Source organism: Salinisphaera sp. C84B14, assembly GCF_040361435.1.
Lineage (GTDB): Bacteria > Pseudomonadota > Gammaproteobacteria > Nevskiales > Salinisphaeraceae > Salinisphaera.
The window spans coordinates 45,463-66,596 of the sequence record NZ_APNL01000010.1; the positions used below are offsets into that span (position 1 = coordinate 45,463).

Genomic DNA, 21,134 nt, shown 5'->3' on the forward strand with positions numbered 1-21,134 from the left:
CACCTCGACTATGCAATAATCCGCCGCCTCTCATGGCTGTCGTAACCGAAAACAACGCAACCATCCGTGCCCTGGCGCCGCCGGCGCTGCGCGCGGGTGCGCACGATGCCTGGCAGGGCCTGCACGGCTGTGCCACGTCGATCGCGCTCGCCCAGGCCGCGCAGGCCCGCGACGGGCTCACCGTGGCCGTGGTGGCCGACGAACACCGGGCCTATCGGCTGGAAGAAGAGCTGCGCTTCTTCAGTGACGAAAACCTGGCTGTACGGCATTTCCCGGACTGGGAAACCCTGCCCTACGACGTATTTTCGCCGCATGCGGATATCATCTCCGAGCGCCTGGCCCTGTTGCACAGTCTGCCGGGCATGGGGCGCGGCATTCTCATTATCGCGGCCGATACGCTGGTCCAGCCGCTGCCGCCCACCACCTTCGTCGATGCTCGGGCGATGGTGTTCGAAGTTGGCGATACGCTCGATTTTCATGCCCTGCGCGAACGCCTGGAAGCCGCCGGCTATGCGGCCGTCTCCGAAGTACGCACCCACGGCGAATATGCGATTCGCGGTGCGGTCATGGATCTCTACCCGATGGGCTCGAACACGCCCTATCGGTTGGACCTGTTCGACGACGAAATCGATACCATCCGCGCCTTCGATGCCGACTCCCAGCGCTCCACCGACAAGCTGGATTCGATCCGGCTGCTGCCGGCCCGCGAATTCCCGCTCGACGACGACGCCATCAAGGCATTTCGCTCGCGTTATCGCCAGCGCTTCGAGGGCGACCCGGGCGCGAGCGTGATCTATCGCGACGTCTCGCGCGGCATTCCACCGGGCGGCATCGAGTCGTATCTGAGCCTGTTCTTCGACGACACCGCGGCCCTGTTCGACTATCTGCCCGCCGACACGGCGATCGTGGAACTCGGCGATGTCGATCAAGCCCTGGCCACCGCCTGGCGCTCGATCGAGTCCCGTCATGAACAGCGCAGCGTGGACCCCGAGCGGCCATTACTTGCGCCCGAGGAGGCGTTCGTGACGCCGGCGCGTTTGCGTACCGGCCTGGACGCCCTCACCGCGGCCCGTATCGTCGACGATGCGGTTTCGGCTGCAGCGGTGTTCGACGTCGCGCCGGTCCCGCCGCTGTCCGGCGCGGATATCGCCGCCACCGGGCGCGCGCTGCGTGCCTTCTTCGACGACTTCGACGGCCGTATTCTCATTACCGGCGATTCTGCCGGCCGCCGCGAGGCGATGCGCGACTGGCTCACCTCGCTGGGCCTGGCCCCGGCCCGTGCCGAGGGCTGGTCCGATTTCATCGACCACAACAAGCACATCGCGGTCACCAGCGCGCCGCTGGAAACGGGCGCGATTCTGACCGGCGACGGCATTGCCGTCATTTCCGAAAGCCAGCTCACCGGCAGTCGCCCGCCGGCGAAGAAACGCCGCCGCGTTACCCGCGACCCGGAAACGGCGATTCGCGAGCTCACCGATCTTGCCCCCGGCGCGCCCGTGGTGCACCAGGACAACGGTGTGGGCCGCTACAAGGGCCTGCAAAAGCTCTCGGCCGGCGGCGTGGAAAACGAATTCGTCACCATCGAATATGCCGGGGGCGACCTGCTTTATGTGCCGGTCGCCTCGCTGCATCTGGTGCACCGCTTTACCGGCGCGGATGCGGAAACCGCGCCGCTGCATCGCCTGGGCAACGACCGCTGGGCCAAGGCGCGCAAGAAAGCCGCCAAACGCGCCCGCGACGTGGCCGCCGAACTGCTGGAAATCCAGGCCCGCCGCGCTGCGCGCGAAGGCGTTTCGATGGTGCCCGACGCCGACGACTATGCCCGTTTCGCCGCCGGCTTCGCCTTCGAGGAGACACCGGACCAGCAGCGCGCCATCGACGAAGTGCTGGCCGATCTGGCCAAGAGCACGCCGATGGACCGCGTGGTCTGCGGCGACGTGGGCTTTGGCAAGACCGAAGTCGCCCTGCGCGCGGCATTCGCCGCGATATCGGCCGGGTACCAGGTCTGCGTGCTGGTGCCGACCACCCTGCTCGCCCAGCAGCATTACCAGAACTTTGCCGATCGCTTTGCCGACTGGCCGGTCAAGGTCGCCGCCCTGTCGCGGCTACGTACCGGCAAACAGCGCGACGAACTGCTCGAGGAAATGGCCGCCGGCAAGCTGGATATCGTCATCGGTACGCACCGGCTGCTGCAAAAGGATATCCGCTTCAAGAAGCTCGGCGTGCTCATCGTCGACGAAGAACACCGCTTCGGCGTGCGCCACAAGGAGCGCATCAAGAGCCTGCGTGCCCAGGTCGATCTGCTCACGCTCACCGCCACGCCGATTCCGCGCACGCTCAACATGAGCCTGTCCGGCCTGCGCGACCTGTCGATCATTGCCACGCCGCCCGAGTCGCGCCTGGCCATCCAGACCTTCGTATCGCGCCAGGACACCGCGCTCATTCAGGAAGCCGTGCGCCGCGAAATGCGCCGCGGTGGCCAGGTCTACTACCTGCACAACAAGGTCAAGGATATCGAGCGCGTCGCCCGCGACCTGGGCGCCATCCTGCCGGAGGCGCGCATCCGCGTAGCCCATGGGCAGATGCACGAGCGCGAGCTCGAAGCCGCCATGCTCGATTTCTATCATCGGCGCTTCGATATCCTGCTGTGTACCACGATCGTGGAATCCGGCATCGACGTACCGAGCGCCAACACCATCATCATCGACCGCGCCGATACCTTCGGCCTCGCCCAGCTGCATCAGCTGCGCGGCCGTGTCGGCCGTTCTCATCACCGCGCCTATGCCTATCTGCTCACGCCGCCACGCGAGTCGATGACGCCGGACGCCGAAAAACGCCTCGACGCGCTCGCCTCGCTCGGCGATCTGGGTGCCGGCTTTGCCTTGGCTACCCACGACCTGGAAATCCGCGGCGCCGGCGAGCTGCTCGGCGAAGGCCAGTCCGGCCAGATTCAGGAAATCGGCTTCGATCTCTATCGCCAGATGCTCGATCGGGCCGTGGGTGCCTTCAAGCGCGGTGAAGTGCCCGAGGCCGACGCCGACGAACTCATGTCGGCCACCGAAGTCGAGCTGGGCGCGACCGCCCTGCTGCCCGAGGAATACATCCCGGACGTGCATATCCGGCTGGTGCTCTACAAACGCATCAGCTCGGCCAAGGACGATGCCGCCCTGCGTGCGCTCAAGGTCGAGCTCATCGACCGTTTCGGCCTGCTGCCCGAAGCCACGGAAACCCTCTTCGCCGCCACCGCGCTCAAGCTCATGGCCAGTCCCCTGGCGATCGCCAAGATCGAAGCCGGCCCGGACGTCGGCCGCCTCAACTTCGCCCGCAACAGCCGTATCGACCCGGCCCGCCTGATCGCACTCGTACAATCCGACGCCAAGCGCTACCGCCTCGAAGGTGACGCACGTCTGGTGTTCTTCCGCGACATGCCCGACGTCGAAACGAGGGTCGAACACATCCAAACACTTCTGGAAAAGCTGGGCGCGCCGACCTCAAATGAGGCAGAAGCGGCAGTCGACAAGCGCTAGCGCCCGAAGGGGCTAAGTACTACCAGCGGGCAACCGGTGGCAACGGCCGATGTATAGACGACTCACCACCGACGACACGACAGCATATCGCGCACTCAGACTGGCCGGCTTGCAGGAATGTCCGACCGCCTTTGGGTCCAGTTTCGCCGAAGAATTGGCCCTATCCGACCAAGATTTCGCCCAACAGCTAATGCCCGGCGAAGACGGTTGTGTCATCGGTGCCTTCGACGACGACCAACTGGTCGGTGTTGTCGGTGTACAACAGAACCGTTTCGAAAAAATGCGCCACAAGGCCTTCGTCTGGGGCATGTACGTAGCGTCTGCACGCCGCGGTGCCCACGTGGGGCGCAACCCGCTCAACCAAGCGCTGCAGTTTGCCGGCCGCTTGAGCGGTGTAAGCCAAGTGACGCTGTGGGTAGTTCGCGAAAACCAAGGCGCCTGCGCGCTTTACGCCCGTGCCGGCTTCGTGACGTACGGTACGGAACCCGCAGCACTGCAGGTGGCGAACCGCTTCTACGATGAATTGTTGATGGTCAAGTTTCTAGGCAACAGCAGCGCCTCTTAACGAACACAACGCAGGTTTGTGCTGGCTGTCGCACGATGCGATGTGCGACTTTTAGTAAACGCTTAGTGTGGGCTGCGGGCATCGCGGCCTTGGGGTGCCGGCAATGAACGCTGAAACGGACACTGTCTTGAAGCTTTACGGTCGATCCACCGCTTTCAACGTACAAAAGGTGCTGTGGCTACTGGATGAGCTCGAACTTGGCTTCGAACACCATCTTGTGGGCGGGCGTTATGGCGGCCTCGATGACCCGGCGTTCATCGCCCTCAACCCGCATGGCAAAGTCCCGGTTCTGAAAGACGGTGACATCTCGATTTGGGAGTCGCACGCGATTCTCAGATATCTCGCGGCGCAGTATGGCGACAGCCGTTTCTGGCCATTAAGCCCCGCCGAAAGGTCGGTCCACGACCGCTGGATGGATTGGTCACAGACCACCCTGCAACCGGACTTCATGCGTCTGTTCTGGCGCTTTTATCGCATGCCCGAACACAAACGCGATACCGAAGAAATCCAGCGGGCACGCCGTGCTTGCGAACGCCACTACCGTCTTATCGATGCCGAGCTCGAACAGCGGCGCTATCTCGCCGGCGATCGTTTCTCACTGGCCGATATCCCCGCTGGCACCACTTTGTACCGTTACCAGAAAATGGGCCTCGATACCGCACTGCCCGCCCGCGCCGCCGAGTGGTACGCAAACCTGTGCCAGCGGCCGGCGTTTCAAAATCGCGTCATGACGCCGTTCAGCGAGCTGCGCGGCCGAGAGTCGTTCTAGCTAAATAGGCCAAAACCGCAACGGCGCGATCTGGCGTTTGTACTCTGCTACTGCACCGCCGGTGGTAGCAGCTGTTCCAGCATCGCCCTGAAAACCGTGTTCGCCCGGTCGGCGATATCCGAACGCGACAGCACCGCAAAGGCGATACGTCCGGCCGCCGGCAAACGCCCCGGCGGTATCCGGGTCATCGCATCGGATGCGAGCGATTTCGGCAACAGACTGATCCCCAGTCCGGCCTCCACGGCGGCGAGTACGCCATTCAGCGACGGCGTGACGTATACGCCGCGCCAACGCATACCCTGCTGTGTCAGAACGCTGATCGCGCGCGTGCGATAGGCGCATGGCGGGGTGAAGGTCACCAGTTCCAAGGCGTCGGCGTCGCTCGTCGATGCATCGAGCCTACCGAACCAGCATAAATCTTCGCGCCAGAGTTCCACCGCACCGGCCGGCAACTCGCCGCTGACCTTGCACAGTAGATGATCGATTTCCCCTTGCTCGAGGTCACGCTGAAGCGCGGGGCCTGCGCCGACAATCACTTCCAGCTGCACAGCCGGCTGCTCGCGACGAAACTCGGCCAGTACGCGCGGATAGTTACCGGCGCTGGCGATATCGTCCGACATACCCAGCTTGACGGTGCCGGATAGGGGTTGCTCGTCCAACCGGCGGCGCGCGAGTGCATGCAGTCGCAGGGTTTCACGAGCGAGCGACTCGATTTCCCGGCCTTCGCGGGTCAGCGCGATCACGCCCCGTCGGTTGCGCGCCATCAACCGATGCCCGGCCTGTGCCTCGAGCCGCGCGAGCTTCGCGCTGACCGTGGACTGGGTCGCATACGTTGATTTCGCCGCCGCAGTGAAGCCGCCATGGTCGATGATATGCAAAAAGTTTCTTAACAGGTCGCTGTCGAACATTGCTATCGCGATTATCGATCACAGAAACAAAAATAATTCGTTTCTGCGATTAGTTGCAACGCCTTAGTGTGGATCACGAAGCAATCGCTTCGATTGTTGACCACCAACCCAATGAGCACGCGTCGCAATGAATTCCCGATTACGACTCAACTGGACTTTGCAACGGTCGCGACGGGCAATCGACGCTGGCCCCCTGCGCTCGCGCCAGCCGTCATGACACAATCAACGTGTACGACCATCGGTGACAGCAGCGGCAGCCACTCAATAACGGTGCGGCTGCTACCACTCAACCTGATCATTTTTCTCGGCTTCATGACGGTCAGCCTGCCACTGGCCGTATTACCGCTGTACGCCTCCCACACCCTGGAAAGCGGGCCACTGATGGTGGGCATCCTGATTGGGCTACAGTCGATCGCTACAGTGATCACAAGACCCTACGCGGGCCGGTTTGCCGATGCGCGCGGCCCGCGCGCAGCCACGATCGTCGGCCTGCTCATCTGCATTGCCGCCGGCGGTCTTTACATGCTGTCGACATTACTGCCGCTTGGGATCGCTGTCTTGCTGCTCGGCCGCGCGACGCTCGGCTTGGGCGAAAGCCTGATTCTCACGGGCGCGATCACCTGGGGCATCGGCCGCGTCGGCGAAGCGCATTCGGGTCAGGTCATGTCCTGGAACGGGATCGCCATGTATGCGGCACTAGCCGCGGGCACGCCCACCGGCCTTGGGGTGTACAACTTGTTTTCCGCGCCCGTGGTCGGCTTTATCACGCTCGGCGCCGTCTCCGCCGCTTTGCCACTGGTCGCGCTGCTTTGTGCATTGCCAATGCCGGGCACAGCTGCGGCTACACGGCGCTCTTATCCGATCGGTGCTTTGCTACGTTGCATCTGGCCGTTGGGCCTGGCTTTGACGTTCCTGATGGCCAGCTATGGCGCGATCGCCGCTTTCTACGCTCTATATTTCGAGCACCAGGGGTGGCGCCATGCAGGCTGGGGGTTCGCCGGCTTTGGTTGCGCGGTCATCGGTGTGCGCATTGCCTTCGGCCACCTCCCTGATCAAATCGGCGGGCGCCGGGTCGCGTATGCATCGATCGCTACCGCTGCGCTCGGCCAGACGCTCATCTGGTCCGCGCCGGTAGCTGCGATCGCAATCGCTGGCGCGACGCTTACCGGCGCCGGCGTCGCGCTCGGCTTTCCCGCCCTCGGAGTCGAGGCCCTAGCGCGTGTCAACGGTGCCGGTAAAGGCATGGTCATCGGCCTTTTCAGCGCCTTTCAGGACATGGCCTTCGGCCTGACCGGACCGATCGCGGGGCTGGTCATGCTGTCACTGGGTGGCGGTGACGAGACGGCTTTCGTAATCGCCACGGCCACGGCCGGCACGGCAATCGTGCTGTTACGCTTAGCCCCCGCGGCAAAAAATCGTCCTGCGTGATCGACCGATGTGAAAATACCGCCATGCCGACGCCCTAGCTTATAGCCAAACACCGCGCGTCTCAGGATGCCAAGCGCGACAGAGCCCTGGCCATCAAGACACGAACCCCGAACCGAGAATTTTCGCAACGTACTCTACGCGCCCAGGCGACATGCCGGCGTGTCTCTACGCGACATCTCGTTTCGTGCCGCGCCCTTCGGTCGACATAGCCATAGGGTCCCGGTTGTTATTTCACTCGATCAGACAACACTGACGACCTGGCGTCTGTTGCGGGTACCGACGACCGTATTGGTGCCTTTAATGATCGGCAGCGCGTTCGTTGCCTGTGCCGCGCGCGCCCAGCACCTGCTTCGCAGCCAGAACGCCCAGCGATCCATATTCAAAACCGCGGCCGTCATCATGACGGTCGCGGCACTGGGTATGCTGACCCATGTGTTCTAACTATAGGCACTATGCACATCGCGCCCGCCTGGCTGAGCCGGCAATGCAATACCTTCCGCCGCAACGGCCTGGGTTACGCAAGCCCGCGCCAGCATTTCCTGCATGAACTGCGATAAAGCCCGCCACTCGTGGATATCGATCCCGAAGCGCGGTAGCCAGGTGAGTACGGTAAACAGGTAGGCATCGGCGACACTGAAGCGCTCACCGAGAAGATACGGGCGGTTTTCCAGATGTTCGTCGACGAACGTCAATCGCGACAAGAGCCGGTCCTCGAATAAGCGTTTGACGTCGCGCCCGATCTCCGCTTTGAACAGCGGTACGCATCCCGCGTGCAGTTCCGCCGTTATGAAGTTGAGCCATTCATGCATGCGCGTACGCGCCATCGTGCCTGCGGGCGGGACCAGCCCCTGTGCCGGAGCCAGGTCGCCGAGATACTGAAGAATGGCCGGACTTTCGGTAATCACCTGACCGTCGTTAAGCATCAAAGCCGCAACATAACCCTTGGGATTGATCTGAAGATAGGATTGATCGTGCTCGGTGCGTTTGGTCTGGTTATCGACACGGACCAACGTGAATTCCAGATTGAGTTCGCGCATCACGAGATGCGCAGCCAGAGAGCAGGTACCGGGAGTGTAAAAGAGCTTCATCGTTATGCCTTAGAAGATTACTTAAGCGAGAGCTGGCTATCCTCTGGGTTTCGGCTGAAAACGAGAAGACGCTACATTGTGTCGCTGTCTAAACTCAGGGTTTCGAATCGTGGATCGGTTAAATCAAATGCGGCTCGTGATCGCGGCAGCCGAGCACGGCTCGTTTGCCGCAGCTGCTCATGCGCTGGGTATGTCGCCACAGATGGCCGGGCGCTACATTGGCGACCTGGAAAACGCGCTCGGCGTCAGATTGTTCGAACGCACCACGCGGCGTAGCCGTTTGACCGAGGTCGGCCAAACCTACTATGCGCGTGCGCAGGACGCGGTCGCGGCCGTCGCAATGGCAGACGATTCAGTTCAGGCCTTTCGTAGCTGCCCTACGGGGACGCTACGGATTGCCGCGCCGGTCGCGTTCGGCAATCTGTGTTTGGTTCCGGTCATCGATCGGTTTTGCCGGCTATATCCGGCGGTCCGCGTGGAACTGGAACTCAGCGATCGCGTGGTCGATCTGATTGCCGACGGTTTCGATGTCGCGGTTCGTATCGGTTCGCTCAGCGACAGCTCGCTGATTGCGCGCGCACTCTCACCTTACGACTATGTCGTTTGTGCCGCACCGGCCTATCTCGAAAGCCAGGGCTCTCCGACCACGCCGACCGATCTCGCCAAACACCGCTGTCTGGTTTTTTCCCCGGCCGAACGGCCGCCGGATATGTGGTCGCTCGAAGGTCCGGACGGCGCCTGCACGGCCTGCTTGAATGTGGCGATATGCATCAATGACATGCGCGCCCTCAAGGACGCAGCAATCGCCGGTTCGGGCATCGCGCTCATCCCGCGGCGGTTGATCGACGCCGAGCTGGCGGACCATAAGCTGCAGACGGTACTAGACGATTATCACGTGCCTTCGCGCGATATGTATCTCGTCTACCCAAACCGACAAAAGCTGCCGAAAGTGAGTCGATTCATCGAGGAAGCGATGCGTTATTTCGGGGCGGAACAGCCGGCCGGCTGAGTGAGGCGCACCGGCCGATCCGTAGCACAACCGGCGCATTACGGGCGTGCTATCGAAGTCGTTAGCGCAATGTCGGGAGCACCGCGACCAGCAGCCGTTCGATATCGGCCATACCTTGGGCCAGCGTGGCCTCGATTTCGGCATGAATGGCCGTGCCGCCGCTACGGCCGGCGGCCTTGTTGACCACGACCGCGCAGCAGGCATAGTCCAGGCCGGCTTCGCGGGCGAGCGCGGCTTCGGGCATGCCGGTCATACCGACAATGTCGCAGCCGTCGCGGGCCATGCGGTCGATTTCGGCCGCCGTTTCCAGACGCGGGCCCTGGGTGACGCCGTGTACGCCGCCCGCGGCCGGGTCCAGATCGAGTTCGGTGGCCGCGCTTACGAGCGCTTTCGACAACGCGGCGTCGTAGGGCTCGGTGAAGTCGATATGATCGAGCAACCCGCCTTCGGGGGCGTCGTAGAAGCTGTGCGCCCTACCCCAGCTGTAATCGATGATCTGATCGGGAACTACGATCTGTCCGGCGCGCATGGCCTCGGTGATGCCGCCGACCGCGGCGATGGCGATCACCTGCTTGCAACCGGCATCGGCCAGCGCCTGCATATTGGCGCGGTAGTTGATGCGGTGCGGGGCCAGCTTGTGCCCAGGGCCGTGGCGCATGACGAAGCACACCGAGCGGCCGGCGAGATGGCCACGTACCAGCGGCCCGGAGGGCGTGCCCCAGGGCGTGTCGATGTCGGACTGTGTTTCCGCAGCCTCCAGCGCGGCCAGATCGGCCAGCGCGGTGCCGCCGATGATGCCGATGGGCGCGGTGTCGGTTTCGCTCATATGCGACTCATCCGATAGGAAGACGGGCGGCACGTCTTACGACGGCCGCGTACTTCAGCCGCCGTGCTTGGGATGGGTGTCACCGTCGACGGCATAGACGGCCGGCAGCTGGCGGAAATAACCCTTGTAGTCCATGCCGGCACCGAAGACGTAGCGATCCTCGATCTCGGCGCCTACGATATCGGCATGCACGCCGGGCGTGCAGCGGTCGTGGTTCTTGCGCAGCAGCATGGCTGTGGTCACCGAGGCCGCGCCCTGGGCTTCGATGGCGTTGATGATAGCTTCCAGCGTATGCCCTTCATCGAGGATGTCGTCGATGATGCAGACATGGCGCCCGTCCAGACGCAGCCCCGGACTGACCTTCCAGACCAGCTCGCCGCCGCTGGTTTCGCCGCGATAGCGGGTGGCGTGCAGATAATCCAGCTCGAAGGCGAAATCCAGCCGCTTGGTGATTTCGGCGGTCGGGTGCATGCCGCCGAACATCACGCACATCATGATCGGGGCCTTGTCCGCCAGCTGGGCGGTGATCTGCTCGGCCATGCGGTCGTAGCAGGCGTCGAGCTCGGCCGCGTCGATCAAACAGTCGGCGTTCGCGCGTACCGCGCGGGCCTCGTCGTAACGTTCGGAATCAAAACCGCTCATGCTTCGCCTTCTTCGGTCGGGCTATCCGGGCCCTGGGTGGAGGTATGGCCACGCGTCTTTTCACGTGTGATCGCTCGGTCGCGCTCGGATTGTACCTTCTCGGTATCGATCTCTTCTTCCCGATCGCTGTCTTCGCGCTCGTCTGCGCGCGCAAAGTGTACGGCGTCCGGCACGTGCATGGTGGTGGTCGGGTAGGCAATCGCCGCGTCGTGATCGCGCACGATGTCCTGTACGCGCTGTAGCACGCTCTGCTTGACGGCCAGATATTCCGCCCAATCGGTGGTGTGCGTATAGCAGTAAACGAGCAGATTGAGCGCGCAATCGCCGAGGCTATCGAGATAGGTGAGAATGACCTGATCGCTGTCGATGGCCTCATCCTCGTCCAGCATCTTGCGCACGGCGGTGACGATATCCGGGATCGCCGCCGCGTCGTCGTAGCGCACCGCCACGGTTTCCATGATGCGCCGATGACTCATGCGTGAGGGGTTTTCGAGCGAGACGTTTGAAAACACCGCGTTGGGCACATACAGCGGGCGCATATCGAAGCGGCGCAGCGTCGTTGCCCGCCAACCGATCGCTTCCACCACGCCTTCGATATCCCGATCCGGCGAGCGGATCCAGTCGCCGACCGAAAACGGCCGGTTCAGATAGATTGTGAGCCCGCCGAAGATATTGGCCAGCACGTCGCGGGCGGCGAAACCGACCGCGATGCCGCCGATACCCGAGAATGCCAACAGCGCCGACGGCGAAACCCCGAAGACCTGCATGATGAGCAGACCGGCAGTGATGAGTGCCGCGATACGCAGCAGCTTGCCGATGGCGTCCGCGGTGGTGACGTCGATGGCGTTGTCGCGGCCGGCCGCGCGGGCGAGCGCGTTCGAGCCCACCGAACGGATCATGCGAAACACGAACCAGGTGAACAGGAGCACGAGAATCACGCCGCGTACTTCCGGCACGTATTCGAGCCAGCCCGGCGCCTCTTCGGGGCGCGACACACTGATCGCCGCCGATACGCCGATAACCCAGATCAGCCCCTGAACCGGGCCCTTGATGCTGTAGTAGATCGCGTCGTCCCAGATATTGGGACTCGTTTCGACGCGCCGCCGCAGGCAGCTCGACAACCAGCGCGTGAACAGATCGGCGAGCGCCGTGGCCAGCAAAATGGTGCAGACGTCCAGTGCCACGCCCCATTGTTCGTGCAGGCGCTGATATTCTCTGACCAGCGTCTGTAGCCATCCCCAATCCGGCATCGCCTAGCGCCCGTCGTTTCCGGCCGCGGTCAGCTCGGCGTTGAGTGCGGCCGCTGCCTGCCAGCGTGGATTGTCGGCGAGCGGCGCGCCCGCCCCGCCCTCGGGCCGGTCGGCGCAACGCGCATGCAGCGCCTGGCGGCGCGCGGCCGCCGCGTCGTCGTCGATGCGTACCGCATCGAGCAGTTCGAGGGTGGCGGCGCGATCGTTGCAGATGGGCAGATAATCGCAGCCGGCATCCTGGGCCTGGCGGGCGCGTTCGGCAAAGCCGCCGATGACGGCGGCACCGCCCATGCTCAGATCGTCGCAGAACACACAGCCGTCAAAAGCGTATTCGTTGCGCAGGATGTCGCCGATCCAGCGCGGCGAGAGACTGGCCGGCAGATCGTCCACGGCCGGATAGCGCACATGCGCCATCATCAGCGAATCCAGCCCCTGCTTGATGAGCGCGCCATAGGGCGCCATGTCTTCGGCCAGACCGGTGCGATCGCGTTCGTCCACCGGCAGCTCGGCATGCGAGTCGGCGGCCACATAGCCGTGACCGGGAAAATGCTTGGCGGTACTCGCACTACCGGCCTCGCGCAGCCCTTCACCCAGCGCCTGCGCCAGCGCACCTACCGTCGCCGCATCGCCGGAGAACGCCCGATCGCCGATGACGGTGGACGCGCCGTAATCGAGATCGACCACCGGCGCGAGCGGCATGTCCACGCCCACCTGGGCCAGTTCCGTGGCCAGTAGCCAGCCGATTTCGCGGGCGGCATGCAGCCCTGCGGCCTGATCGCGCGCGGCGAGCGCGCCGATGGCCCGCATGGGCACCACGCGGGTGAAGTGATCGCGAAAACGCTGCACGCGCCCGCCTTCCTGATCGGCCGCAATGAGCAGGTTCGGGCGCACGCGGCGCATGGCCGCGGTCAGCTCGGCCAGCTGCGCCGGGTCTTCGTAGTTGCGGGTGAAGATGATCACGCTGCCCACCGCCGGGTGGGCGAGCACCTGTTCGTCTTCGGCGCTCAGCCGCGTGCCCGGCACGTCGACCATTAGCGGCCCGGGCCGTGGAACCGTTTCATTCATGAATCACAACCTTTGTGCCGACTTCGATCCGGTCGAACAGATCGATGACGTCGCTATTGGACATGCGAATACAGCCGGTCGAGCCCGGCTTGCCCATGACCGCGGTATCTGCCGCGCCGTGGATATAGATCAGCCGTCGCATGCTGTCCATGCCGCCCAGGCGATTGCGCCCGATCTCCTCGCCGCAAAGCCATAGAATGCGCGAAAGTACCCAGTCGCGGCGCGGCGCCGATTCGGCCAGTTCGACGGAATAGATTTCGCCGGTCGGGCGACGATTTTTGAATACCGTGCCCGGTGGCTGATCGGCGCCGATCTTCGCGCGAATACGGTGTTTGCCGCGTGGCGTCTGATTGCTTCCCTCGAACTCGCCGCCGCCCTTGGCTGCGGTCGACACATCATATTGCTTGATCTCGCGATCGCCTTCGTCGAGCAGCGTGAGGGTCTGTTCACGCAGATCGATATCGATATGCTGCTTGTTGCCCATCATGCCCCCCAGCTCGAATACGGTTCGAACGCCAACGCATGGTTGTAGTAGCGCGGGTCGTCCGACACCTCCTCGCCCAGCCAGTCCGGCCGCTCGAAGGCTTCATCGACCGTATTCAGCTCGATCTCGGCGACCACCAGCGGCGCGTTGGCGCCGGCAAACACGTCCACCTCCCAGGTATGCCCGGCGTGGCGTACCCAGTATCGGGTCTTGACCACCGGCGGGGCCACACACAGACAGGCCAGCATCTCCCGTGCCTCCTCGATCGGAATGGAATATTCGTATTCCGCCCGCACGGTGCCAACCGTGGCTGCCTTGATATTGATATTGGCCTGCTCGCCTTCGATACGAACCCGCACCGAGGCGGGCCCATCACCGCAAAGATACCCCTGCTCGAAATCCTGACTCGCATGGGCCTGTTCGCGCCAGCTTTCATTGCAGACAAGAAACTTGTGTTCGATTTCTGTGGCCATCGGCGTTCCTGTGAAGACAAGCGCAGAACGGCTGGCTATGCGCCCTCGCCGCCCTGCTTGACGAATACCGCCATCGACTCGACGTGGGCGGTATGCGGGAACATGTCCATCACGCCGGCGTGCGTCAATCGGTAGCCATACCGATGCACCATCTCGCCGGCGTCGCGGGCCAGCGTGGCCGGATGACAGGAACAATAGACGATACGCTCCGCCCCGGTCGCAGCGATCGATTCCAGCATCTCTGCGGCACCCGAGCGCGGCGGGTCGATCAGCACGCGATCGACTTTTTCGTGGCGCCAGTCGGCATCCGACGGCGGCTCGAACAGGTTGGCCACGTGCGCTTCGATATTGCCCACGCCGTTGACCCGCGCATTGTCTCGGGCGCGCTCGACCAGCCCCTGCTCGCCTTCGACGGTGATCACGCGCCGCGCCTTGCGCGCCAGCGGTATCGAAAAATTACCCAGCCCGGAAAACAGCTCAAGCACATCGTGCGACGCGTCGACTTCGAGCAACGCCAGCGCCTGCTCGATCATGCGGGCATTGATGCCGGCATGGATCTGAACGAAATCGTTCGGCTTGAAATACAGCTTTGCATCCCAGGCCGGCAGCTCGTAGTAGAGCGCCGGCGCATCGGCCTCCAGCGGCGCGATGGTGTCTTCGTTGCCGGGCTGCAGGTAGATCGAGAAATCGAAGCGCGCGCCGAAGTCGCGCAGGCGTTCGCGATCGGCCTCACTCGGCTCGTCGAGCACACGAAAGACCAGCGCGATGGCATTGTCGGCCGCAGCCACTTCGATCTGCGGCAGGCGCTCGCGGATCGACAGGCCATCAATGAGTTCGGCCAGATCGGTCAGGCGGTTGCCCACGGGTGCCACCAGCACCTCGCAACGATCGAGCAGCGCGATGAACGGTGCGCCGCGCTCGCGAAAGCCGACCAGCGTGCCGCCCTTCTTTTCGACATATTTCACGCCCAGACGCGCCCGGCGGCGATACCCCCAGCGCGTATCCACCAGGGGTGCCAGCACCGTGTCCGGTTCGACCTTGCCGACCCGTTCGAGCGCGGCCATGAGCTGGCCCTGCTTGAATTCGAGCTGGGCATTCTCGCCGGCATGCTGAAGCGCGCAGCCGCCGCATACGCCAAAATGCGCGCAGCGCGGCGTGACGCGTTTGGCCGAGGCCGAAAACAGCGTTTCCAGCGCGGCTTCCTCGTAGCTTTTCTTCTGCTTGGTCGGCCGATAGAGCGCCTGTTCGCCGGGCAGCGTATCCGCCACGAATACCGCCTTGCCGTCGACGTGGCCCACGCCGCGGGCGTTGCTGGCCAGATCCACGATATCGACGATGCCCCGATCGGCCGGCTTGCGCCGGCGCTGGCGACGACTCATCGGAGAGATTGCCTATCGCAGGCGGCTATCGATCGATCGCTGGCCACGATCACGGTTTGTCGTAGACGCCGGTGGACAGATAGCGATCGCCGCGGTCGCAGATGATCATGGCGATGGTCGCATTCTCCACTTCGCGGGCGATGTTCAGCGCTGCGAATACGCTGCCGCCCGAGGACGGCCCGGCAAAGATGCCCTCTTCGCGGGCGAGGCGCTTCATCGCCGTTTCGGCATCGGCCTGATCGACGTCGATGACCCGGTCGACCCGCTCGGGCTCGAATATCTTGGGCAGATATTCCTCCGGCCAACGACGAATGCCCGGAATCTTGGACTCCCCAGCCGGCTGTACGCCGATAATCTGGATATCCGGATTCTGTTCCTTGAGATAGCGCGAGCAGCCCATGATAGTGCCGGTCGTGCCCATCGTGGCCACGAAATGGGTGATCTGGCCGTTCGTCGCCTGCCACAGCTCGGGGCCCGTGGTTTCGTAATGGGCACGCGGATTGTCGGGGTTGGCGAACTGATCGAGCACCATGCCCTTGCCCTGGCGCTGCATTTCGGCGGCGAGATCGCGTGCGCCCTCCATGCCCTCGGCCTCGGAAACCGAGATGATTTCGGCGCCATAGGCCCGCATGGAGGCCCGGCGTTCTTCGCTCATGTTCTCCGGCATGATCAACACCATGCGGTAGCCCTGCATGGCCGCGACCATCGCCAGAGCGATGCCGGTATTGCCCGAGGTGGCTTCGATGAGCGTGTCCCCCGGCTTGATATCGCCGCGTTCGGCGGCGCGCCGGATCATGCTGTAGGCCGGTCGATCCTTGACCGAGCCGGCGGGATTGTCGCCTTCGAGCTTCGCGAGCAGCGTGTTGGACGCATGCGCCGAATAGCTCTCGGGCAGACGCTGCAGCCGGGTCAGCGCGCTCTGGCCGACGAAATGATCGAGCGTCGGGTAAAGGGTGTCATTGCTATTCATTGGCGAAGTTTAGCAGCGCCGGCCATGCCGGGGAATGACCGACGAAAGTGGGAATAAGCGGCTCCAGGCTGGCTCAGCGCAGTGCGCGCCGGCCGCTGTCCATGGCGGCACGCATTTCGCGCACGGCTTCGCGCAAGCCCATGAATACCGCGTCCGCGACCAGCGCATGGCCGATATTGAGTTCCACGATCGCTTCTATCGCCGCGATCGACGCCACGTTGTCGCGCGTCAGGCCGTGCCCTGCGTGCACCTCGATACCCAGGTCCCGCGCCTGGGCCGCGGCTTCGACAATTCGGGCCAGCTGCTCGTCGCGTGCGCCCGGATCGGTCGCGTCGGCATAGGTGCCGGTATGCAGCTCGATGAAGCGGGCACCGGCTTCGGCCGCGGCCTCGATCTGGTCGGCGTCCGGGTCGATGAACAAGGCCGCCTGAATACCCGCGCCGTGCAGCCGATCCAGCGCATCGCGCACGGCACTGAGCTGGCCACGCACGTCGAGTCCGCCCTCGGTGGTGAGTTCTTCGCGTTTCTCGGGTACCAGACAGGCATCGCGGGGCTTGAGCCGCTCGGCGATATCCAGCATTTCTGCCGTTAGCGCCATCTCGAGGTTGATCGGCACATCGCCGGCCTGCACCAGCGTTTCCACGTCGGCGTCCTGGATATGGCGCCGGTCTTCGCGCAGATGCACGGTAATGCTGTCGGCGCCAGCCGCCATCGCTACCCGCGCGGCCTCGGCCACATCGGGATAACGGGTGCCGCGTGCCTGGCGCAGCGTAGCCACGTGATCCACGTTCACGCCCAGGCGCAGCGGTGCATGACCATTGGTCGAGTCGTTCATTGACAGTCTCCGGAAGGCGAATTATCGGGCTCGGCAGACGCCACGCCGGACGCCTTGAATGCCTGCATTGCTTTGAGCGTTTGTACGGATTTCAAGGGCTGGGCGCCAAGATGCGGTGCGATGGCCCGCTGCATGAGGGTGCGCGCGGCATGCACGTCGGCACGCCCGCCAAAGCGGCCGCTCACCAGGCCCTGCAGGGCGCTGCCGGCAATGGCGACCTCGTCGTCGTCGACACGGCCCGCACGACGCCGCAGGCCGAGTTCAGGCGCATAGACGTATTCGACCGCGGCCTCGACCGGTTCGCCGGTATCACTGGTGATATCCAGCGGTACGCCGTAACCCAGCTCATCGAGCAGATCGCGCTCGAAAAAGCGTAGCGCCACCACGGCCGGCGCGCGGTCGTCGAGGGCTGCCAGCAACGCCGCGAGACTGTCGTGAATAGCCGGGTGCGGATCGTCGCGGGCGGTCAGGCGCATGACCAGTTCGCTGGCATAGAAACCGGCCATCAGCGCGTTGCCGGCCAGGCTGTGCCGTCGCCGCGTATCGATATCGGTGAGCGTGTAGAGCTCGCCGCGCCCCGACCAGGCGAGTTCCAGTGCTGCCAACGGCTCCAGCAGCCCGCGCCAGCGCGACTTCGGCCGTCTTGCGCCCTTGGCGACCACGCCGATACGCCCGTGCTCACGAGAGAAGGCTTCGACGATGAAGCTCGTCTCCCGCCATGCACGGCGATGCAACACGATCGCGGGGGTTAACTCAACACGCATAATCCAACAACAGAACGGGGCCACCGATGCCAGCGAATCGCCGCCAATATAAGCCAGATCAATGCATCGAGTCGTGTTTGGCCGCGTTGTCCGCGAATAGGCGAGCGGGCTGAAAATAAAACTTCCTGTGTATGAAGTTCAACCGATCACGCGAAGTTCAAGGATCCCGTCCGCAAATGAACGCCAATGAACGCAAATTGAATTCGGATTAATCGAAAGGCGACGGGTCGCCATCGCACGCTCGCGTTACCGAGTATTTATTCGCGTTCGTTGCCGCTCATTCGTTGACCGCCGGCTTTTGAAAGCGGCGATCAGTGGCCCAGATCGCGCACGCTGGCTTCGCTGTCGATCCAGTTTTCGCGCACCTTCACCCACAGGCGCAGATCGACCCGATGCTGCAGGCGGTCGACCAGGTCCAGGCGGGCCGCACGCCCGATTTTCTTGAGCATCGCGCCGCCCTTGCCGATCACCATGGCCTTGTGATTGTCGCGCGATACCCAGATACAGGCATGGATCTCGATCTGCTCGCCCCCCTGTTCGAAGCGCTCGATTTCCACTGCGGCCGAGTACGGCAGCTCCTGCTGCATGTACATGGTGAGTTTTTCGCGCACCGTCTCGGCGGCGATGAACCGCAGGTTGCGATCGGTGTATTCGTCCTCGGGGAACAGGAACGGGCCTTCGGGCATGCGCTGGGAACACTCGGCAACCACCGAATCGAGGTTCTTGTGCTTCTGTGCCGATACCGGCGCGACGAACGCGAACTCGCGGCGCGCATTCATCTGCTCGATGAATGGCAGCAGTTCGGTCTTGTCGGCCACCCGGTCGACCTTGTTGATCACCAGGCCCACCGGCGTACGAATCGATGCCAGCCGTTCCAGCGCGGCAGCGTCTTCGGCGCGCCATTGCCCTGCCTCCACTACGAACAGCACCACGTCGATGCCTGCCAGGCTGGACATGGCGGTTTCGTTGAGCACGCGGTTGAGCGCGCTGCGCTGACCGGTATGCAGACCCGGGGTATCCACCAGCGCGATCTGCAGGCCCGGCTGGGTGAGCACGCCGACAATCCGATGACGCGTGGTCTGCGGCTTGGGCGTGACGATACTGACCTTCTCGCCGACCAGCGCATTCACCAGCGTCGACTTGCCGACGTTGGGGCGGCCCACCAGGGCGACCATGCCACTGCGCGTGGGGGAAGTGTCGTTCATCGATGAATATCCTTTGCTGTCATGAGTCGGCGCCAAGTTTCGTGAGCATGCGCCGTGCTGCGTCCTGTTCGGCCTTGCGTCGACCGCCGCCCTCGCCTTCGACGCTGTCGCCGCTGTCGGCAAGCCGACAGCGCGCCACGAAGTGCTGGCAGTGATCGGCGCCGGTAACCTGCACCAGTTCGTATTCGGGACGGCTGCGCGCACGCGCCTGCAGCCATTCCTGTAGTTGGGTCTTGGCGTCCTTGAGGCTGGCCGCGGTCGGCAGGTTCGCGAGCCGCTTCGTATACAGGCGCAGGATCACGCGCCGCGCAGCATCGAAGCCGGCTTCGCAGTAGATCGCCCCCAGCAGGGCCTCGACGCCGTCGGCCAGAATCGAGGCACGGCGCCGGCTGCCGTTACGCATTTCGCCCGGCCCGAGCACGATGGCCGCGCCCAGTTCGATTTCGCGGGCGATCGCGGCCAGCGTGGCTTCGCGCACCAGCGACGCCCGCAGGCGCGACAGATCGCCTTCCGGCGCGTCCGGGCACTGCTCGAACAGCGCCGCGGCAATAGTGAAGTTGAGTACACCGTCGCCCAGGAATTCAAGCCGCTCGTTATGATCGGCCTCCGCGCTGCGATGCGTTAGCGCGCGCTTGAGCAGCGCGCGATCGGTAAAGACGTAGTCGAGGTGTTGCTCGAGCGTGGCGCACACCTGCTCGCGGTTGGTATCACTCGGCCCCATTGTCACCGGTCAGAAGCGCTTTTTCCTCGAAGGAGTACACCATGGAAATATTGAAAAGCAACGGCCGGCGCACCTCGTAGGCCACGGAGAGCTCTCGTGCGCCGCCGGCGACCCGGGTGACGGCCACATCGCGGCCGGTGATGTTGTCAACGTAGCCCGAGTCGAAGCGACGCTGGATCGCCTGTTGGATGGCCGCCGCGGGGGCCGTCTTGAGCTTGGGCTGTTCGGCGGCCCACTCGATGGTTTCGCGGATGTCGTAGGCGGTCAGATAGACGGGCACGCTCTTGATGGCGACCAGCAACAACAGGCCGAGCGTTGCCAACACGTAAATCAGCGACCACATGGTCATGCCGCGCTGGCGCTGCGGGCTCACAGGGATTGGGGGTTTGGCAGACATATCGTGCTCGTCCTGCTCGGCTGGGTTTTATCTGTTATCGGCCCGTCAATGCAGAATATGACCGATGCGCGAGAAGCGCACATCGAATTCGGAGAAGTCCACGCTCATCCAGATCATGAAGGCCTTGCCCACCAGATTTTCTTCCGGCACGAAACCCCAGACGCGCGAATCCGCGCTGTTGTCGCGGTTGTCGCCCATGACGAAATACTTGTTCTCGGGAACCGTCACGCTTACATCGGGGCCACGGCGGCCATCCACCTGGAGTATGGGGTGCTGCATGCCTTCCGGCAGCGTTTCCATGAACTGGTGCATGCTCGATAGCGCATCGGCGTCCGGACCGTCATAGACGCCCAGCTGCTCCAGATCCACCGGCTCGCCGTTGATGAACAGATGCTCGTCGGCATAGGTGATTTGATCGCCGGGCATTCCGATCACGCGCTTGATGTAGTCCTTGGTCGGATCAGGCGGATAGCGGAATACCACGACCTCGCCGCGCTCCGGTTCGCCCAGATCCAGCAACTTGGTATGAAAAACCGGCGCCCGCAGGCCGTAGCTGAACTTGTTCACCAGCACGAAATCGCCCACCAGCAGCGTGGGCACCATCGACTTGGACGGAATACGAAACGGCTCGAACACGAAGGCACGCAGCAGCAGCACCGCCAGCAGAACCGGAAAGAAAGAACGCGCGAACTCGATAAAGCCGTTCGGCTCTTCGTGCTTGCCGCGCCGGGGCGCAATCAGGAAACGATCGATTAGCCAGACGATGCCGGTCGCGATGGTGGCGAGGGCGAGCCAAGCTTCGAAATCCATATGCACGTTGTTCATTACG

Annotated in this window: 22 protein-coding genes; 6 read left to right on the forward strand and 16 right to left on the reverse strand. The window is 63.6% G+C overall.

From position 1 onward, the window contains the following. The first annotated feature begins 32 nt into the window (after window positions 1–32). The 3 genes from mfd (at window position 33) to C84B14_RS10270 (ending at window position 4,861) form a co-directional block, all read left to right on the forward strand. Window positions 33–3,527 (forward strand): transcription-repair coupling factor, encoded by a 3,495-nt coding sequence (gene mfd, locus C84B14_RS10260; protein WP_353223883.1) that lies wholly within the window; start codon window positions 33–35, stop codon window positions 3,525–3,527. 49 nt (window positions 3,528–3,576) lie between these two features. Beyond that, entirely contained in the window at window positions 3,577–4,092 is a 516-nt protein-coding gene (locus C84B14_RS10265; protein ID WP_353223885.1) for a GNAT family N-acetyltransferase, read from the forward strand. Window positions 4,093–4,195: 103 nt separating this feature from the next. Further along, entirely contained in the window at window positions 4,196–4,861 is a 666-nt protein-coding gene (locus tag C84B14_RS10270; protein WP_353223887.1) for a glutathione S-transferase family protein, read from the forward strand. 47 nt (window positions 4,862–4,908) lie between these two features. Here the strand turns inward: C84B14_RS10270 and C84B14_RS10275 are convergent, their stop codons facing one another. Next, window positions 4,909–5,769, reverse strand: a complete 861-nt coding sequence (locus tag C84B14_RS10275; protein ID WP_353223889.1) for a LysR family transcriptional regulator — start codon at window positions 5,767–5,769, stop codon at window positions 4,909–4,911. Between the two features lie 96 nt (window positions 5,770–5,865). Between C84B14_RS10275 and C84B14_RS10280 the strand changes: the two genes are divergently transcribed. Both C84B14_RS10280 and C84B14_RS10285 read left to right on the forward strand, forming a co-directional pair. Continuing rightward, window positions 5,866–7,197 carry an MFS transporter gene (locus tag C84B14_RS10280; protein WP_353223891.1) on the forward strand — a complete coding sequence of 444 codons (1,332 nt, stop codon included), beginning with the start codon at window positions 5,866–5,868 and terminating at the stop codon, window positions 7,195–7,197. Between the two features lie 300 nt (window positions 7,198–7,497). Next, window positions 7,498–7,638 (forward strand): hypothetical protein, encoded by a 141-nt coding sequence (locus C84B14_RS10285; RefSeq protein ID WP_353223893.1) that lies wholly within the window; start codon window positions 7,498–7,500, stop codon window positions 7,636–7,638. On the opposite strand, the gene gstA is transcribed toward C84B14_RS10285, so the two are convergent. Next, the gene (gene gstA / locus C84B14_RS10290) at window positions 7,635–8,285 is read right to left on the reverse strand and encodes a glutathione transferase GstA (protein ID WP_353223894.1); all 651 of its coding nucleotides are present in this window, start codon (window positions 8,283–8,285) and stop codon (window positions 7,635–7,637) included. The genes C84B14_RS10285 and gstA overlap by 4 nt on opposite strands. Window positions 8,286–8,412: 127 nt before the next feature. Between gstA and C84B14_RS10295 the strand changes: the two genes are divergently transcribed. After that, complete coding sequence (locus tag C84B14_RS10295; RefSeq protein ID WP_353223896.1) at window positions 8,413–9,294, forward strand: LysR family transcriptional regulator; 882 nt, start codon at window positions 8,413–8,415, stop codon at window positions 9,292–9,294. Between the two features lie 61 nt (window positions 9,295–9,355). On the opposite strand, the gene C84B14_RS10300 is transcribed toward C84B14_RS10295, so the two are convergent. From C84B14_RS10300 to lepB, 14 genes are all read right to left on the reverse strand, one after another. Beyond that, a complete protein-coding gene (locus C84B14_RS10300) occupies window positions 9,356–10,120 on the reverse strand; it encodes an S-methyl-5'-thioinosine phosphorylase (RefSeq protein WP_353223898.1) in 765 nt (254 codons plus the stop codon). 54 nt (window positions 10,121–10,174) lie between these two features. Then, on the reverse strand, window positions 10,175–10,762 hold the full coding sequence (locus C84B14_RS10305) for a hypoxanthine-guanine phosphoribosyltransferase (RefSeq protein ID WP_348767609.1): 588 nt from the start codon (window positions 10,760–10,762) through the stop codon (window positions 10,175–10,177). Continuing rightward, window positions 10,759–12,012, reverse strand: coding sequence for a mechanosensitive ion channel family protein (locus C84B14_RS10310; protein WP_353223900.1), 1,254 nt, complete (start codon window positions 12,010–12,012; stop codon window positions 10,759–10,761). Before C84B14_RS10310 ends, C84B14_RS10305 begins: the two co-directional genes overlap by 4 nt. Window positions 12,013–12,015: 3 nt before the next feature. Further along, a complete protein-coding gene (gene nagZ / locus C84B14_RS10315; protein ID WP_353223902.1) occupies window positions 12,016–13,077 on the reverse strand; it encodes a beta-N-acetylhexosaminidase in 1,062 nt (353 codons plus the stop codon). Further along, the gene (locus tag C84B14_RS10320; protein ID WP_353223904.1) at window positions 13,070–13,561 is read right to left on the reverse strand and encodes a L,D-transpeptidase family protein; all 492 of its coding nucleotides are present in this window, start codon (window positions 13,559–13,561) and stop codon (window positions 13,070–13,072) included. Before C84B14_RS10320 ends, nagZ begins: the two co-directional genes overlap by 8 nt. Next, window positions 13,561–14,034: a CYTH domain-containing protein gene (locus C84B14_RS10325; RefSeq protein ID WP_353223906.1), complete on the reverse strand. Its 474-nt coding sequence runs from the start codon at window positions 14,032–14,034 to the stop codon at window positions 13,561–13,563. The genes C84B14_RS10320 and C84B14_RS10325 overlap by 1 nt, the downstream gene beginning before the upstream one ends. A 35-nt stretch (window positions 14,035–14,069) precedes the next feature. After that, window positions 14,070–15,413: a 23S rRNA (uracil(1939)-C(5))-methyltransferase RlmD gene (gene rlmD / locus C84B14_RS10330; RefSeq protein ID WP_353223908.1), complete on the reverse strand. Its 1,344-nt coding sequence runs from the start codon at window positions 15,411–15,413 to the stop codon at window positions 14,070–14,072. Between the two features lie 49 nt (window positions 15,414–15,462). Next, complete coding sequence (cysM, locus tag C84B14_RS10335) at window positions 15,463–16,383, reverse strand: cysteine synthase CysM (RefSeq protein ID WP_353223910.1); 921 nt, start codon at window positions 16,381–16,383, stop codon at window positions 15,463–15,465. A gap of 73 nt (window positions 16,384–16,456) precedes the next feature. After that, on the reverse strand, window positions 16,457–17,218 hold the full coding sequence (locus C84B14_RS10340) for a pyridoxine 5'-phosphate synthase (RefSeq protein WP_353223912.1): 762 nt from the start codon (window positions 17,216–17,218) through the stop codon (window positions 16,457–16,459). Then, window positions 17,215–17,982, reverse strand: coding sequence for a DNA repair protein RecO (gene recO / locus C84B14_RS10345; protein ID WP_353223914.1), 768 nt, complete (start codon window positions 17,980–17,982; stop codon window positions 17,215–17,217). Before recO ends, C84B14_RS10340 begins: the two co-directional genes overlap by 4 nt. Before the next feature lie 311 nt (window positions 17,983–18,293). Further along, complete coding sequence (era, locus tag C84B14_RS10350) at window positions 18,294–19,187, reverse strand: GTPase Era (RefSeq protein WP_353223915.1); 894 nt, start codon at window positions 19,185–19,187, stop codon at window positions 18,294–18,296. Window positions 19,188–19,206: 19 nt separating this feature from the next. Further along, entirely contained in the window at window positions 19,207–19,908 is a 702-nt protein-coding gene (gene rnc, locus C84B14_RS10355; protein WP_348767642.1) for a ribonuclease III, read from the reverse strand. Beyond that, on the reverse strand, window positions 19,895–20,305 hold the full coding sequence (locus C84B14_RS10360; RefSeq protein WP_353223917.1) for a DUF4845 domain-containing protein: 411 nt from the start codon (window positions 20,303–20,305) through the stop codon (window positions 19,895–19,897). Before C84B14_RS10360 ends, rnc begins: the two co-directional genes overlap by 14 nt. A 45-nt stretch (window positions 20,306–20,350) precedes the next feature. Next, window positions 20,351–21,130: a signal peptidase I gene (gene lepB, locus C84B14_RS10365; RefSeq protein ID WP_353223919.1), complete on the reverse strand. Its 780-nt coding sequence runs from the start codon at window positions 21,128–21,130 to the stop codon at window positions 20,351–20,353. Window positions 21,131–21,134: the final 4 nt, after the last annotated feature.

Excerpts from the sequence above, each read along its gene's own strand:
- era (WP_353223915.1), bottom strand. The coding sequence starts at position 19,187 with ATGAACGACACTTCCCCCACGCGCAGTGGCATGGTCGCCCTGGTGGGC.
- C84B14_RS10295 (WP_353223896.1), top strand. The coding sequence starts at position 8,413 with ATGCGGCTCGTGATCGCGGCAGCCGAGCACGGCTCGTTTGCCGCAGCT.
- cysM (WP_353223910.1), bottom strand. The coding sequence starts at position 16,383 with ATGAATAGCAATGACACCCTTTACCCGACGCTCGATCATTTCGTCGGC.
- C84B14_RS10300 (WP_353223898.1), bottom strand. The coding sequence starts at position 10,120 with ATGAGCGAAACCGACACCGCGCCCATCGGCATCATCGGCGGCACCGCG.
- C84B14_RS10320 (WP_353223904.1), bottom strand. The coding sequence starts at position 13,561 with ATGGGCAACAAGCAGCATATCGATATCGATCTGCGTGAACAGACCCTC.
- C84B14_RS10275 (WP_353223889.1), bottom strand. The coding sequence starts at position 5,769 with ATGTTCGACAGCGACCTGTTAAGAAACTTTTTGCATATCATCGACCAT.
- C84B14_RS10360 (WP_353223917.1), bottom strand. The coding sequence starts at position 20,305 with ATGTCTGCCAAACCCCCAATCCCTGTGAGCCCGCAGCGCCAGCGCGGC.
- mfd (WP_353223883.1), top strand. The coding sequence starts at position 33 with ATGGCTGTCGTAACCGAAAACAACGCAACCATCCGTGCCCTGGCGCCG.
- rnc (WP_348767642.1), bottom strand. The coding sequence starts at position 19,908 with ATGGGGCCGAGTGATACCAACCGCGAGCAGGTGTGCGCCACGCTCGAG.
- C84B14_RS10265 (WP_353223885.1), top strand. The coding sequence starts at position 3,577 with ATGTATAGACGACTCACCACCGACGACACGACAGCATATCGCGCACTC.
- C84B14_RS10270 (WP_353223887.1), top strand. The coding sequence starts at position 4,196 with ATGAACGCTGAAACGGACACTGTCTTGAAGCTTTACGGTCGATCCACC.
- recO (WP_353223914.1), bottom strand. The coding sequence starts at position 17,982 with ATGCGTGTTGAGTTAACCCCCGCGATCGTGTTGCATCGCCGTGCATGG.
- lepB (WP_353223919.1), bottom strand. The coding sequence starts at position 21,130 with ATGAACAACGTGCATATGGATTTCGAAGCTTGGCTCGCCCTCGCCACC.
- C84B14_RS10305 (WP_348767609.1), bottom strand. The coding sequence starts at position 10,762 with ATGAGCGGTTTTGATTCCGAACGTTACGACGAGGCCCGCGCGGTACGC.
- C84B14_RS10325 (WP_353223906.1), bottom strand. The coding sequence starts at position 14,034 with ATGGCCACAGAAATCGAACACAAGTTTCTTGTCTGCAATGAAAGCTGG.
- C84B14_RS10340 (WP_353223912.1), bottom strand. The coding sequence starts at position 17,218 with ATGAACGACTCGACCAATGGTCATGCACCGCTGCGCCTGGGCGTGAAC.
- C84B14_RS10310 (WP_353223900.1), bottom strand. The coding sequence starts at position 12,012 with ATGCCGGATTGGGGATGGCTACAGACGCTGGTCAGAGAATATCAGCGC.
- rlmD (WP_353223908.1), bottom strand. The coding sequence starts at position 15,413 with ATGAGTCGTCGCCAGCGCCGGCGCAAGCCGGCCGATCGGGGCATCGTC.
- gstA (WP_353223894.1), bottom strand. The coding sequence starts at position 8,285 with ATGAAGCTCTTTTACACTCCCGGTACCTGCTCTCTGGCTGCGCATCTC.
- nagZ (WP_353223902.1), bottom strand. The coding sequence starts at position 13,077 with ATGAATGAAACGGTTCCACGGCCCGGGCCGCTAATGGTCGACGTGCCG.
- C84B14_RS10285 (WP_353223893.1), top strand. The coding sequence starts at position 7,498 with ATGATCGGCAGCGCGTTCGTTGCCTGTGCCGCGCGCGCCCAGCACCTG.